Below are 13,706 nucleotides of genomic sequence, written 5' to 3'. Positions count from 1 at the left end.
GTGCCCTCCCGGCGGACCGGGAGGGCACTCGGCGCTGACGGACGGGGCCGGCGGCCCCGCGCGGGTCAGTTGTGGCTGTGCAGGACCTCGTTGAGGCCGCCCCAGTTCGCCTTGTACGGGCGGGCCTCGACGGCGCCGGTGACCGAGTTGCGGCGGAAGAGGATGTTGTCGGCGCCGGAGAGCTCCAGGGCCTTGACGACCTGGCCGTCCGGGAGGGTCACCCGGGTGCCGGCGGTGACGTAGAGGCCGGCCTCGACGACGCACTCGTCGCCGAGCGCGATGCCGATACCCGCCTCGGCGCCGATCAGGGTGCGCTCGCCGATCGAGATGATCTGCTTGCCGCCGCCCGAGAGGGTGCCCATGGTGGACGCGCCGCCGCCGATGTCGGAACCGTCGCCGACGACGACGCCCGCGGAGATGCGGCCCTCGACCATGGAGGTGCCCAGGGTGCCGGCGTTGAAGTTGACGAAGCCCTCGTGCATGACGGTGGTGCCCTCGGCGAGGTGCGCGCCGAGGCGGACGCGGTCGGCGTCGGCGATGCGCACGCCCTTGGGGGCGACGTAGTCGGTCATGCGGGGGAACTTGTCGATCGAGGTGACCTGGAGGTGCAGGCCCTCGGCGCGGGCGTTCAGCCGGACGGTCTCGACCTGGTCGACGGGGACCGGGCCCAGCGAGGTCCAGGCGACGTTCGCCAGGAGGCCGAAGACGCCGTCCAGGTTCTGGCCGTGCGGCTTGACCAGGCGGTGGCTGAGCAGGTGCAGGCGCAGGTACGCGTCGTGCGCGTCGAGCGGCTTGTCCTCCAGGGAGGCGATCACGGTGCGGACGGCTACGACCTCGACCCCGCGGACCGCGTCCGAGCGGATGGCCTTGGCCGCGGCGGCGCCGAGGAGCTCCACGGCCTGTTCGGCGGTGAGGCGCTCGGTGCCGGCCGGGCCGGGCTCGGCGGAGAGCTCGGGGGCGGGGAACCAGGTGTCGAGGACGGTGCCGTCGGCGGCGAGGGTGGCAAGTCCGGCGGCGACGGCGCCGGTGGTACGCGTAGCAGTCATGCCCGAAACCTAACCGGCGACGGGCCGCGGCCGCGAACCGGTCTCATGTGCCGGGCGCGCGTCGCGCGACCCCCGCCCCGCGCCGGGGGCGACGGACCCGGCCCCGGACCCGGACCCGCCGACCCGCACGACGGGATCCGCGACGGGCTCCCGGGCCGCTGGCCGGGCGGCCTCCCGGGCGGCTTCCGGGGCGGCCGCCCCGGCGTCCTCCCGGGCCGCTTCCCGCGCGCCCTGCCGGGCGGCTCCGGCGCCGGCCGCCCCCGCTGCGCGGCCCTGCCGCCGCGACAGGCGGATCAGCACCGCCCCCGCCCCGGCGGCCAGCATGGCGCACAGGGGCCACAGCAGCCAGGGCGCCGCGGCGTAGAGGGCTCCGCCGGCCGGCGGGGCGAGGACGGTCCCGCTGACCGAGACGCCGGCGTACAGGCTCTGGAACCGGCCGACGGCGTGCTCGGGGGCCTCGTCGGCCACGTAGGCGGTGGCGGTGGTCTTGTAGAGGATCTCGCCGAGGCTGACCAGCAGCATCATGGCGACGGCGGTGGCCACTCCCGCGCCGGCCGTCAGCGCGGCGTACCCGGCGCCGACCAGGAGCAGCCCGGTGCCGGTGACCGCGAGCGGCGGCCTGGAGCGCAGGGCGACGGCGGCGGGCAGTTCGAGGAGCAGGATCACGGCCCCGTTGAGGGCGATGACCAGCCCGAAGGCGCGCACGTCGAGGCCGTGGTCGGCGAGGAAGACCGGGAAGGTGAAGTACTGCTGCCGGTACACGGTGTCCGTGACGAGGATCGCGCCGAGGAGCACCAGGACGGCGGGCCGCGCCCGCAGTTCGGCCCACACCCCGCCGCGGCCCCGACCCCCGTCCGGGGCCGGGGCGGGGGTGCGGGCGGCACCGCGCGCCGGGACGACGCGGGCGGTCCAGAGGGCGAAGAACAGGGTGCCGAGGCCGTCCGCGAGGAACAGCCAGTCGTACGAGAGCCCGGCCGCGACCAGGGCCCCCAGCGGCGGGCCGAGCGTGAAGCCGCCGTTGGACACGCACCGGACGACGGCGTAGGCCTGCCGGCGGGCCCCCTCGGGGACGGTGACGGCCACCAGCGCGGAGTTGGCCGCCCGCACCACGCCGTTCGCGTACTGCGCCAGCGGCAGCACCACGTACAGCAGCGGCGTGGGCAGCAGCGGCAGGGTCGTCAGGGTCAGCCCGCCGAGCGCGGAGGCGGCGAGCAGCACGCGGCGGTGGCCGAAGCGGTCGCCGTACCAGCCGCCGGTGAAGTTGCCCGCCACCAGGCCGATGCCGCCGATGCCGGTGACCACGCCGGCCTGCGCGGCGCCGAGGCCGCGCGGGCCGGTCAGGTAGAGGAAGACGAAGACGAAGGTGAAGCTGACGACGGCGTTGACGAACACCCCCGCAGCCAGCAGCCACACGACCCGCGGTACGTCCTTGAACCCCTGCAGCACACCCGTGTCCCCCTTGTCGCGACGGAGTAAGTTCCTTTTGGGAACGGACTATGTCAGCATGACAGCCTGGGGTCAACGGACAAAGGAGTTCCCATGGCCCAGCGCACGCACCTCGGCGACGCGGACTGCTCCATCGCCCAGGCCCTCGACGTCGTGGGCGACTGGTGGACGCTGTTGATCGTGCGCGACACCGCGCGCGGGCTGTACCGCTTCGAGGAGCTCCAGCGGGAGCTGGGGGTGTCCCGGAAGGTGCTCGCCGAGCGGCTGAAGCTGCTGGTCGAGGCCGGGGTGCTGACGCGCGAGCCGTACCAGGAGCGCCCGGTGCGGCACGAGTACCGGCTGACCCCGCGCGGGCGGGGGCTGCTGCCGGTCCTGGTGGCCCTCCAGGACTGGGGTGACACCTGGGTCCTGGGAGAGGGAGAGATGACCGCGACGACGGAGGAGTCCTCGAAGGAAGCGGCACGGGTCCACGCGCTGCGCGGCACCCGGCTGCCGGAGCTGCTGCTGCCGGACCGCTCCGGCGAGCTGCGCGACCCGGTGGCGGACACCCCGTTCACCGTCCTGTACTGCTTCCCCGGCGCGTACGCCCGCGCCGAGTCCTACCCGCCCGGCTGGGGCGGGATCCCGGGCGCGCGGGGCTGCACGCTGGAGTCCTGCACCTTCCGGGACCAGCTGGCGGAGTTCACCGCGGCGGGCGCCACCGTGCACGGGGTCTCGACGCAGCGGCCGGACGAGCAGCGGGAGTTCGCGGAGGCGGAGCGACTGCGGTTCCCCCTGCTGTCGGACGCGGACCTGGGGCTGGTCACGGCCCTGCGGCTGCCGACGTTCCGCGCGGCGGGGGTGAGCCGGATCAAGCGGTTGACGCTGGTGCTGGACCGGGAGCGGGTGGTGCGGGAGGTGTTCTACCCGGTCCGGGACATCGAGGCGAGCGTGGCCGCCGCACTGGCCGCGGTCCGCTCCGCGGGCTAGGGGGCCGCTGCGCGGGGCAGTCTCCCCGCCCCGCCCTTTCACCGTTTCCCGGGGCTCCGCCCCGGACCCCGCGCCTCAAACGCCGGCGGGGCTGTAAAAACGGCTAGGCCGGACGCAGGACCCGGGCCAGGATCTCGCGGGCGTACTCGGCGTCGTACGGCGTGTCCGTCAGGAGGGCCTGGAGGGTGATGCCGTCCATCACCGCCACCAGCGCCCGCGCCGTCACCTCGTCGGCGTGGTCCGCCAGCGCCGCGACGACCGCCTCGCACCACTCGGCGGCGACCGGCCGCAGCGCCGGGCGCCGCAGGGCCTCCAGGTAGAGCTCGTACTCCAGCTCCGCCCGGGTCCGGTCCGTGCCCAGCAGCCCGCCCAGCAGGCGGGTCAGCGCCCCCACCAGGTCCTCCCCCGGGCGCAGCACCAGCTCCGGCGCGTACGCCGCGCCGGCCTGCCGCAGGGCCGCCACCAGCAGGTCGTCCAGGGTCTTGAAGTGGTACGTCGTCGAGCCCAGCGGTACGTCCGCCTCCGCCGCCACGCTGCGGTGGCTCAGGCCGGCGATCCCCTTGGCCCCGACCACCCGGATCGCGGCGTCGACGATCCGCTGCCGGCGCTCGGGGTCGTACCGGCGCACCGGGGCGGCCATCAGTGGGTCGCCCCGCCCAGGTTGAGCAGGACCACCCCGGCGATGACCAGCGCGATCCCGGCGATCTTCGCGGCGGTGGCGGCCTCGCCCATGAACACCATGCCGATCGCCGCGATGGCGGCGGTGCCGACCCCGGCCCAGATCGCGTACGCCGTGCCCACCGACATCGACTTGAGGGTCTGGGCGAGCAGGGTGAAGGCGATGACGTAGCCCAGCAGGGTGCCCAGGGAGGGCCACAGCCGGGTGAAGCCCTCGCTGTACTTCATCGCGGTGGTCCCGGCGACCTCGGAGACTATGGCCAGGGCAAGCAGTACGTACGGCATGCGTACGACTGTACGCATCGATGCGTACACATGTACACACGCAGACCCCGGGACACCGGCGCGCATCGGAGCTACGGTGTCCCCACGCAGGGGACAGGGGGCCGCTCATGGCGATGCATCATGGGACCCACCGGGGCGGCGGCCTGCTGCCCCCGCACCGGCCCGGGCCGGGGGTGGTGCCCCTGCGCCCGCTCGGCACCTCGGACATCCTCGGCGGCGCCCTCACCGCCCTGCGCCGTTACGGCGGCACGCTGTGCGGCGCGCTGCTGCTGGGGCAGCTGATGGCGGGGCTGCTGGTCACCGCCGCGGCCGGCGCGGCCACCCTGGCCTCGCTCAGCCCGAGGTCGGGCAGCCGGATCTTCGTCTGGACCCTGTTCCCGGCGGCGGGCCTGTTCCTGCTGTTCACCTGCGCCCTCGCCACCGCCCTGATCGCCGCCCTGCTGCGCCCGGCGGTGCTCGGCCGCCCCGTGACCGCGCCGGGGCTGCTGCTCGCCGCGCTGCCCCGCACCCCCGCGGTGCTCGGTGCCCAGCTGCTGGCCCTGCTGGCCGCGGCGGGACCGCTCGCGGTGCTGCTCGCGCTGGGGGTGCCGCCCCTGGCGGTGCTCCCCCTGCTCCCCGTCGCGCTGTGGCTCGGGGTGCTGTCCTCGCTGGCGCCGACCGCCGCCGGGTACGAGCGGCTCGGCCCGGTGGCGGCGCTGCGGCGCTCGGCGCAGCTGGTGCGCGGCGCGTGGTGGCGGGCCCTGGCCGTGACCGCCCCGGCGGTGGTGTTCACCGGGGCGGCGGCGTACGGGCTGCTGCTGTGGCTCGGGCTGCCGGGCGCCCTGTCGGCGCTGGTGCTGCTGCCGGCCTTCCCGCAGCTGCCGGCCGGCCTGCTCTACGTGGACCGGCGGATCCGCCGCGAACACCTCGCGGAGGCGTTCGCGGCGGACGCCTGACCTCGCGCAGACCCTAGGAGAGGGTGAACCAGGCGGCGCGGGACTTCTTGAACTCCGGGTGCGTGAGGTCCTTGGCCTCGATGCCGTCCCCGTAGAGGTCGGCCGAGCCGCTGTCGGTGATCAGCTGGACGCGCGCGCCCGGTACCGACAGGTCCGGGACCTCGACGATGGCCTCCCAGCCGCCCGGGTCGGTGGTCGGCAGGTCGGCCCGCTTGACGGGGGCGTGGCCGGCGACGCCGTCCCACTGGTAGAGCGCGTAGGGGTCGGAGTTGTCGTCGGCCGCCCAGGAGCCGGCCAGGATCAGGTACTGGTCCTGCGCGTTCTTGCGGATGTCACGGACCGACAGCCCGCCGAGGTCCAGCTCGACCGCGGAACCGAACGTCGCCGCCGACCCGTTGGAGAGGACCTTGTCGAAGTTGGTGACGGGGACCAGCAGCGCCTTGCCGCCGGGCACCGCCGGGGCGAGCGGGGCGCGGAAGCCCACGTAGGCGGTGGTGGTGGAACCCGGGGCGAACTCCAGGCCCTCCACGTTGAAGCCGTCGATCTGCTTGGGTGCCTGGCCCGTCGCCGTGCCCGCCGCGAAGCCGTAGCGGTTCCCGTTCGCCGCGTCCCAGGCGACGAGGTCCTCGCGCAGGTGCTTGTACGAGCGCCCGTACGCGAGCTGCGTGGCGGAGCCGGAGCCGCTGACGGTGGTGGTGAACACCGTGTTGCGGGGGGCCTTGTACTCGCCGTCCTTGTTGTTGCCGAGCGACCCGGTCCAGTAGACGGTGTTGCCGATCCGGGTGGCACCCTCGATGTCCACCTCCTTGGTGACGCCGAGCTGGGAGCTGAAGTCCCAGGTGCGCACGGGGGCGTCGGAGCGGGAACGGTCGTACAGGCGCAGCACGTTGTTCTCGTCGTCGGCGACCACGGTGAAGCCGCCGCCGACGTCCACGGCGGCCGAGGAGTCCGAGGCGCCGCTGAAGTAGCGGGCGTCGGCCGGGTTCTGGACGGCGGCGGAGGCGGCGTAGGAGAGGGTCTTGGTGGCGGTCTTGCCGCCGAGCCCGGTGACCTTGATCGTCAGGTTGGTGTAGCCGCGGCCGTGGGCGGCGACGGCCAGTCGGCGCACCGCCCCGGAGCCGGTGACCATGACGTCGCCGGTGCCGGCGACGGAGGTCTTGCTGGAGGCGGAGGCGCTGACGGTCAGCGCGGAGACGTCGGCGCCGCTCTGCCCGACGGTGACGTCGACGGTCTGGTCGCCGACCCCGTTCACGGAGCCCGACAGGTAGCCGGCGGACAGCGTGATGGTCGGGGTGCCGTAGGTGACCGCGTGCGCGGGCACGACCGTCGCGGCGACGATCAGTGCGGCGATGCCCGCGGTACCCGCGATGCCGAGCTGCTGCTTCTTCTTCAAGGTGACGTCCTCTCCCTCGGGGCGCCACACCGTGACGGCCGTCGAGAAGATTCGGCCACCATGACCAACTTCCGGTGCACTGCGTCCGTCCGCCGGAAGAACCCGGAAGAACGGGCAGGGCCCGTGGAAGCAGGGAGGGCCCCCGGCACGACCGTGCCGGGGGCCCTCCTGTGACCGCGTGGGTCAGACGTTGAAGCCGAGCGCGCGCAGCTGCTCACGGCCGTCGTCCGTGATCTTGTCCGGGCCCCACGGGGGCATCCAGACCCAGTTGATGCGGAGCTCGTTGACGATGCCCTCCGTCGCCGACTTCGCCTGGTCCTCGATGACGTCCGTCAGCGGGCAGGCCGCCGAGGTGAGGGTCATGTCGAGGGTGGCGATGTTCGCGTCGTCGATGTGGATGCCGTAGATCAGGCCCAGGTTGACGACGTCGATGCCCAGCTCGGGGTCGACCACGTCGTAGAGGGCCTCGCGGACCTCCTCCTCGGTGGCCGGCTTGATCGACGCCTCGGGCGTCGCGTTCTCGGTCATGCCGTCTTCCTCTCCGCGTCACCCAGTACCTGGGCGGTCGCGTCCTTCCACGCCATCCAGCTCAGCAGAGCACACTTCACACGCGCCGGATACTTGGAGACGCCGGCGAACGCGACCGCGTCCTCCAGCACCTCCTCCATCTCCTCGTCCGGCTCGATCTTGCCCTTGGACTGCATCAGCTCCAGGAACGTGTCCTGGATCTTCTGCGCCTCGGTCAGCTGCTTGCCGACCAGCAGCTCGTTCAGCACGGACGCGCTGGCCTGGCTGATGGAGCAGCCCTGGCCCTCGTAGGAGACGTCGGTGAGCGTCTCCCCGTCGTACTTCACGCGCAGGGTGATCTCGTCGCCGCACGTCGGGTTGACGTGGTGCACCTCGGCGTCACCGTCGCGCAGGCCACGCCCGTGCGGGTGCTTGTAGTGGTCCAGGATCAGTTCCTGGTACATCGAATCCAGCTTCACAGCGTCCTCGTCAGCCTCTTGTCGTCCGACTCGTCGTCATCCGAAGAAGTTCCGTACGTGCTCCAGCCCGTCGATCAGCGCGTCGACATCGGCGGGAGAGGAGTACAGGTAGAAAGACGCCCGCGTGGTCGCCGGAATTCCGTAGCGCAGGCAGACCGGGCGCGCGCAGTGGTGTCCCACGCGGACCGCGATGCCCTGCTCGTCCAGGACCTGGCCCACGTCGTGCGGGTGGATGTCACCGAGGGTGAACGAGATCGCCGCGCCGCGGTCCTCGGCCGTGGTGGGGCCGATGATCCGCAGGTCGGGGACCTCCAGGAGGCGCTTGACCGCGTACTCGGTGATCGCGTGCTCGTGCGCCGCGATCTTGTCCATGCCGATCGAGGTCAGGTAGTCCACGGCCGCACCGAGGCCGACGGCCTGGGCGATCGGGGGCGTGCCCGCCTCGAACTTGTGGGGCGCCGGGGCGTACGTCGAGGCGTGCATCGACACGGTCTCGATCATCTCGCCGCCGCCGAGGAACGGGGGCAGGTCCTCCAGGAGCTCCTGGCGGCCCCACAGGACGCCGATGCCGGTCGGGCCGCACATCTTGTGGCCGGTGAAGGCCACGAAGTCGGCGCCGAGCGCCTGCACGTCCAGCGGCATGTGCGGAGCGGCCTGCGAGGCGTCGATCAGCACCAGCGCGCCGACCTCCTGCGCGCGCCGGACGATCGCGTCGACCGGGTTGATCGTGCCCATGATGTTGGAGACCAGCGTGAAGGAGACGATCTTCGTCTTCTCCGTGATGACCTCTTCGATGTTGGACAGGTCGAGCCGGCCGTCGTCGGTGAGGCCGAACCACTTCAGCTTCGCGCCCGTGCGCTGCGCGAGCAGCTGCCACGGCACGATGTTGGAGTGGTGCTCCATCTCCGTGATGGCGATCTCGGTGTCGCGGTCGACCCGGTAGGGCTCGTCGGCCCAGCCGAGCATGTTCGCGACCAGGTTGAGCGACTCCGAGGCGTTCTTGGTGAAGATCACCTCGTCGCGGCTCGGCGCGTTGACGAAGGCGGCGACCTTGTCGCGGGCGCCCTCGTACAGCGCCGTGGCCTCCTCGGCGAGCACGTGCACGCCGCGGTGGACGTTGGCGTTGTGCCGCTCGTAGTACTCGTTCAGCGCGTCGAGCACCTGGCGCGGCTTCTGCGAGGTCGCCGCGTTGTCCAGGTAAACGATCTTCTTCCCGTCGTGGACCACACGATCCAGCAGGGGGAAGTCCTTGCGGATCGCCTCGATGTCGAGGAGGCCAGGCAGCTGTGTCACGCGGTCGCGCCACCCTTCACGTACTTGTCGTAGCCCTCGTTCTCCAGCTGGTCGGCGAGCTCGGCGCCGCCGGACTCGGCGATGCGGCCGTTCGCGAACACGTGCACGAAGTCGGGCTTGATGTAGCGCAGGATGCGCGTGTAGTGGGTGATCAGCAGGGTGCCGACCTCACCGGTCTCGCGGACGCGGTTGACGCCCTCGGAGACGATGCGCAGGGCGTCGACGTCGAGGCCGGAGTCGGTCTCGTCGAGGATCGCGATCTTCGGCTTGAGGAGCTCCAGCTGGAGGATCTCGTGGCGCTTCTTCTCACCGCCGGAGAAGCCCTCGTTGACGTTGCGCTCGGCGAAGGCCGGGTCCATCTGGAGCTGCTCCATGGCGGACTTGACCTCCTTCACCCAGGTGCGCAGCTTGGGGGCCTCGCCGCGGATGGCGGTGGCGGAGGTGCGCAGGAAGTTGGAGACCGAGACGCCGGGGACCTCGACCGGGTACTGCATGGCGAGGAAGACGCCGGCGCGGGCGCGCTCGTCGACGGACATCTCCAGGACGTCCTCGCCGTCGAGGGTCACGGTGCCACCGGTGATGGTGTACTTCGGGTGACCGGCGAGGGAGTACGCCAGGGTGGACTTGCCGGAGCCGTTGGGGCCCATGATGGCGTGCGTCTCACCCTGCTTGACCGTCAGGTCGACACCCTTGAGGATCTCGCGGGCGCCGTTCTCGGCCTCGACGGAGACGTGCAGGTCGTGGATTTCAAGCGTTGCCATGGGTACCTCAGGACTCCTGGGTGAGGGAGACGAGCACGTCGTCCCCTTCGATCTTTACGGGGTAAACGGGGACGGGGCGCGTCGCGGGCAGACCGGAGGGCTTGCCGGTGCGCAGGTCGAAGGCCGACCCGTGCAGCCAGCACTCGATCATGCAGTCCTCGACCTCACCCTCCGAGAGCGAGACGTTCGCGTGCGAGCAGATGTCGTTGATCGCGAACACCTCCCCCTCGGTGGAGACGATGGACACCGGCGTGCCGTCGAGTTCCACCCGCTTGGGGGTGTTCTCCTCCAGCTCGCTCAGCGCGCAGGCCTTGACGTACGTCATCAGACGGCCGCCGCCAGCTCGGCCTCGATCTTCGCGATGAGGCGCTCCTCGATGTCCGCGACACCGATCTGCTGGACGAGCTCGGCGAAGAAGCCGCGCACGACCAGACGGCGGGCCTCGTCGGCGGGGATGCCGCGGGCCTGCAGGTAGAACAGCTGCTCGTCGTCGAAGCGGCCGGTGGCCGAGGCGTGGCCGGCGCCGACGATCTCGCCCGTCTCGATCTCCAGGTTCGGCACCGAGTCGACGCGCGCGCCGTCCGTGAGGACGAGGTTGCGGTTCATCTCGTAGGTGTCGGTGCCCTCGGCGGACTTCTCGATCAGGACGTCGCCGATCCAGACCGCGTGGGCGTCCTGGCCCTGGAGCGCACCCTTGTAGACCACGTTGGACTTGCAGTGCGGGGCGTCGTGCGTGACCAGGAGGCGGTGCTCCTGGTGCTGGCCGGCGTCCGTGAAGTACAGGCCGAGCATCTCGGCCTCGGCGCCGGGGCCCGCGTAGGTGACGCGCGGGTGCAGGCGGACGAGGTCGCCGCCGAAGGTCACGACGACGGACTTGAAGCTGGCGTCGCGGCCGATGAGGGCGTTGTGCTGCGAGGTGTGGACCGCGGTGTCGTCCCAGTCCTGGACGGACACGAACGTCACCTTGGCGCCGTCGCCGACGAGGATGTCGACGTTGGCGGCGCGCACGCCGTCACCGGTGTGGTCGATCACGATGATCGCCTCGGCGAAGGGCTTGATGTCGAAGACGGTGTGCCCGAAGGTCGTGCCGCCCTCGCCGTGCAGGGCGACCCGGATGGGCTCGGCGAGCACGGTCTCCTTGGGCACGGTGACGACCGTGGCCTTGGCGAACGAGGAGAAGGCCTGGGCGGCGACGCGGTCGACGGGGGTGCCGGCCTTGCCGATCCGCTCGTCGCCGCGCTCGACGGACTCGACGGTGACGCCCTCGGGGGCGTCGATCTGGGCCTTCATGGTTCCGTTGGCGACCGCGGTGCCGTCGTGCAGGCCCTTGAGGCGGGCGAGCGGGGTGAACCGCCACTCCTCCTCGCGGCCGTGCGGGACCGGGAAGTCGGCCACGTCGAAGGACGGGGGCGCGCTCATCCGGGTGGCGACGGTGGACTCGGCGGCCACCGCGATCGCGCCGGCGGTCGTGGAGCCCGCGGCGATGTTCTGAGCCTCAGCCATGGCTGTCGTTCTGCTCTCTTCCTGCGTCAAAGAATGTGCTGCGGAGGGGACGGGACGGTCGGGACTAGCCGACCGAGCCCTCCATCTGCAGCTCGATCAGCCGGTTCAGCTCCAGCGCGTACTCCATCGGCAGCTCCTTGGCGATCGGCTCGACGAAGCCGCGCACGATCATCGCCATGGCCTCGAACTCGGTGAGGCCGCGCTGCATGAGGTAGAACAGCTGGTCGTCGGAGACCTTGGAGACGGTGGCCTCGTGGCCCATCGTCACGTCGTCCTCGCGGACGTCGACGTAGGGGTAGGTGTCCGAGCGGGAGATGGTGTCGACCAGGAGCGCGTCGCACAGCACGTTGGACTTGGAGCCCGCGGCGCCCTCGCCGATCTCCACCAGGCCGCGGTAGGAGGTGCGGCCGCCGCCTCGCGCCACCGACTTGGAGACGATGTTCGAGGAGGTGTTCGGCGCCATGTGGACCATCTTGGAGCCGGCGTCCTGGTGCTGGCCCTCGCCCGCGAAGGCGATGGACAGGGTCTCGCCCTTGGCGTGCTCGCCCATCAGGTAGACGGCCGGGTACTTCATGGTGACCTTGGAACCGATGTTGCCGTCGATCCACTCCATGGTCGCGCCCTCGTACGCCACGGCGCGCTTGGTGACCAGGTTGTAGACGTTGTTCGACCAGTTCTGGATGGTCGTGTAGCGGCAGCGGCCGCCCTTCTTGACGATGATCTCGACCACGGCGCTGTGCAGCGAGTCCGAGGAGTAGATCGGGGCGGTGCAGCCCTCGACGTAGTGGACGTAGGCGTCCTCGTCGACGATGATCAGCGTCCGCTCGAACTGGCCCATGTTCTCCGTGTTGATGCGGAAGTAGGCCTGGAGCGGGATGTCCACGTGGACACCCTTGGGGACGTAGATGAAGGAGCCGCCCGACCACACGGCGGTGTTCAGCGAGGCGAACTTGTTGTCGCCGACCGGGATGACCGTGCCGAAGTACTCCTGGAAGAGCTCCGGGTGCTCCTTGAGCGCGGTGTCGGTGTCGAGGAAGATGACGCCCTGCTGCTCCAGGTCCTCGCGGATCTGGTGGTAGACGACCTCGGACTCGTACTGGGCCGCGACACCGGCGACGAGGCGCTGCTTCTCCGCCTCCGGGATGCCGAGCTTGTCGTACGTGTTCTTGATGTCCTCCGGCAGGTCCTCCCAGGACTCGGCCTGCTTCTCGGTGGAGCGCACGAAGTACTTGATGTTGTCGAAGTCGATGCCCGACAGGTCGGAGCCCCACTTCGGCATGGGCTTCTTGCCGAACAGCTTGAGGCCCTTGAGGCGGAGGTTCAGCATCCACTCCGGCTCGGACTTCTTCGCCGAGATGTCGCGGACGACCTCCTCGGACAGACCCCGCTTGGCAGCGGCGCCGGCCGCGTCGGAGTCGGCCCAGCCGTATTCGTAGTTGCCCAGGCCATCGAGCTCAGGGTGAGCAGTCTCCGTGGTCATGCGGGGTTCCTCCCGGCCGTACTTGCAGATGCTGATGTGTCGTGCTGTGCCGCGCTTCGCGGGATGAACGTGGTGCACACCCCGTCGCCGTGGGCGATCGTGGCGAGGCGCTGCACATGCGTCCCGAGCAGGCGGGAGAAGACCTCGGTCTCCGCCTCGCAGAGCTGCGGGAACTGCTCGGCGACGTGCGCGACCGGGCAGTGGTGCTGACAGAGCTGTTCACCGCTGTGCGGACCGGGAGCGCTCTTCGCCGTAGCAGCGTACCCGTCCACGGTCAACGCCTTCGCGAGGGCCTCGGTGCGGTCCGCGGGCGCGGCCGCCTCGACGGCTTCCCGGTAGGTCTCCGCCTGTGAGGCCATCCTCGCCCGCGCGAAGGCGGCCACGGCCGCCTCGCCCTTCTCCCCGCCGCCCACGGACTGCGCGATCCAGCGCAGGGCGTCCGCGGCGAGCGTGTCGTAGGACTGGTCGAAGGCGTCGCGCCCGCAGTCGGTGAGCGCGAAGACCTTGGCGGGCCGGCCCCGGGTGCGTGCGCCGTACACACGCTGCTCACGGGGTGCGACCACGTCGTCGGCGACGAGCGTGTCGAGGTGGCGGCGGACGGCGGCCTGGGTGAGGCCGAGACGCTGCGCGAGGTCGGCGACGGTGGAGGGACCGTGGTCCAGGATGGACCTCGCGACCCGGTTGCGGGTTGACCGCTCTCCGGTCGCGAGCTCCCCCTGGGGGGCCTCGCTCGTCCGTTCGCCGTATTTCACAACGCCATTGTTGCGTAATTACCGGAGCCCCGACAAGCCGTGACGGACGCCACTGCTGGTGTCCTCCATCACTAAGGGTTACCTAATCTGTCCACGGAGAGTGATCGAAAGGGGTCGGCTCCACCGCCCCTGGCCAGCGGCGATGCAGGGGAAGGGGGAACCTTCCCCCGGCACCCGTG

Annotated in this window: 15 protein-coding genes; 2 read left to right on the top strand and 13 right to left on the bottom strand. The window is 71.3% G+C overall.

Features of this window, described 5'->3' with window-relative positions; genetic code table 11:
• Positions 1-65 precede the first annotated feature (65 nt).
• Both dapD and ACFVXK_RS11070 read right to left on the bottom strand, forming a co-directional pair.
• The gene (dapD, locus tag ACFVXK_RS11075) at positions 66-1,046 is read right to left on the bottom strand and encodes a 2,3,4,5-tetrahydropyridine-2,6-dicarboxylate N-succinyltransferase (protein ID WP_389611209.1); all 981 of its coding nucleotides are present in this window, start codon (positions 1,044-1,046) and stop codon (positions 66-68) included.
• Between the two features lie 9 nt (positions 1,047-1,055).
• A complete protein-coding gene (locus tag ACFVXK_RS11070; protein WP_389611208.1) occupies positions 1,056-2,492 on the bottom strand; it encodes an MFS transporter in 1,437 nt (478 codons plus the stop codon).
• A gap of 93 nt (positions 2,493-2,585) precedes the next feature.
• On the opposite strand from ACFVXK_RS11070, the gene ACFVXK_RS11065 reads away from it, so the two are divergent.
• The gene (locus tag ACFVXK_RS11065; RefSeq protein WP_389611206.1) at positions 2,586-3,461 is read left to right on the top strand and encodes a winged helix-turn-helix transcriptional regulator; all 876 of its coding nucleotides are present in this window, start codon (positions 2,586-2,588) and stop codon (positions 3,459-3,461) included.
• A 103-nt stretch (positions 3,462-3,564) separates the two neighbouring features.
• On the opposite strand, the gene ACFVXK_RS11060 is transcribed toward ACFVXK_RS11065, so the two are convergent.
• Together ACFVXK_RS11060 and ACFVXK_RS11055 are read right to left on the bottom strand one after the other, a co-directional pair.
• Positions 3,565-4,101: a TetR/AcrR family transcriptional regulator gene (locus ACFVXK_RS11060; protein ID WP_389611204.1), complete on the bottom strand. Its 537-nt coding sequence runs from the start codon at positions 4,099-4,101 to the stop codon at positions 3,565-3,567.
• Positions 4,101-4,424: a DMT family transporter gene (locus ACFVXK_RS11055; RefSeq protein ID WP_389611203.1), complete on the bottom strand. Its 324-nt coding sequence runs from the start codon at positions 4,422-4,424 to the stop codon at positions 4,101-4,103. The genes ACFVXK_RS11060 and ACFVXK_RS11055 overlap by 1 nt, the downstream gene beginning before the upstream one ends.
• A 107-nt stretch (positions 4,425-4,531) precedes the next feature.
• Between ACFVXK_RS11055 and ACFVXK_RS11050 the strand changes: the two genes are divergently transcribed.
• On the top strand, positions 4,532-5,359 hold the full coding sequence (locus ACFVXK_RS11050; RefSeq protein ID WP_389611202.1) for a hypothetical protein: 828 nt from the start codon (positions 4,532-4,534) through the stop codon (positions 5,357-5,359).
• A gap of 13 nt (positions 5,360-5,372) precedes the next feature.
• Here ACFVXK_RS11050 and ACFVXK_RS11045 read toward each other — a convergent pair whose 3' ends face one another.
• The 9 genes from ACFVXK_RS11045 to ACFVXK_RS11005 form a co-directional block, all read right to left on the bottom strand.
• Positions 5,373-6,710 (bottom strand): DUF3616 domain-containing protein, encoded by a 1,338-nt coding sequence (locus ACFVXK_RS11045; RefSeq protein WP_389611232.1) that lies wholly within the window; start codon positions 6,708-6,710, stop codon positions 5,373-5,375.
• Positions 6,711-6,935: 225 nt separating this feature from the next.
• Positions 6,936-7,280, bottom strand: coding sequence for a metal-sulfur cluster assembly factor (locus ACFVXK_RS11040; RefSeq protein WP_007263433.1), 345 nt, complete (start codon positions 7,278-7,280; stop codon positions 6,936-6,938).
• Positions 7,277-7,738, bottom strand: coding sequence for a Fe-S cluster assembly sulfur transfer protein SufU (sufU, locus tag ACFVXK_RS11035; RefSeq protein ID WP_389611201.1), 462 nt, complete (start codon positions 7,736-7,738; stop codon positions 7,277-7,279). Before sufU ends, ACFVXK_RS11040 begins: the two co-directional genes overlap by 4 nt.
• Positions 7,739-7,774: 36 nt before the next feature.
• Positions 7,775-9,031, bottom strand: a complete 1,257-nt coding sequence (locus ACFVXK_RS11030; RefSeq protein WP_389611200.1) for a cysteine desulfurase — start codon at positions 9,029-9,031, stop codon at positions 7,775-7,777.
• Positions 9,028-9,792, bottom strand: coding sequence for a Fe-S cluster assembly ATPase SufC (sufC, locus tag ACFVXK_RS11025; RefSeq protein ID WP_030846240.1), 765 nt, complete (start codon positions 9,790-9,792; stop codon positions 9,028-9,030). Before sufC ends, ACFVXK_RS11030 begins: the two co-directional genes overlap by 4 nt.
• A 7-nt stretch (positions 9,793-9,799) precedes the next feature.
• Positions 9,800-10,117, bottom strand: coding sequence for a bifunctional 3-phenylpropionate/cinnamic acid dioxygenase ferredoxin subunit (locus ACFVXK_RS11020; RefSeq protein WP_042820167.1), 318 nt, complete (start codon positions 10,115-10,117; stop codon positions 9,800-9,802).
• A complete protein-coding gene (sufD, locus tag ACFVXK_RS11015) occupies positions 10,117-11,295 on the bottom strand; it encodes a Fe-S cluster assembly protein SufD (RefSeq protein WP_389611199.1) in 1,179 nt (392 codons plus the stop codon). Before sufD ends, ACFVXK_RS11020 begins: the two co-directional genes overlap by 1 nt.
• Before the next feature lie 64 nt (positions 11,296-11,359).
• Entirely contained in the window at positions 11,360-12,775 is a 1,416-nt protein-coding gene (gene sufB / locus ACFVXK_RS11010) for a Fe-S cluster assembly protein SufB (RefSeq protein WP_389611198.1), read from the bottom strand.
• Positions 12,772-13,527 carry a helix-turn-helix transcriptional regulator gene (locus ACFVXK_RS11005; RefSeq protein ID WP_389611197.1) on the bottom strand — a complete coding sequence of 252 codons (756 nt, stop codon included), beginning with the start codon at positions 13,525-13,527 and terminating at the stop codon, positions 12,772-12,774. Before ACFVXK_RS11005 ends, sufB begins: the two co-directional genes overlap by 4 nt.
• Between the last annotated feature and the right edge of the window lie 179 nt (positions 13,528-13,706).

The sequence above is a fragment of the Streptomyces sp. NPDC058157 genome (assembly GCF_042884105.1).
GTDB lineage: Bacteria > Actinomycetota > Actinomycetes > Streptomycetales > Streptomycetaceae > Streptomyces.
The sequence above is the reverse complement of the archived record's forward strand: the minus strand, read 5'-3'. Positions and strand labels throughout refer to the sequence as shown.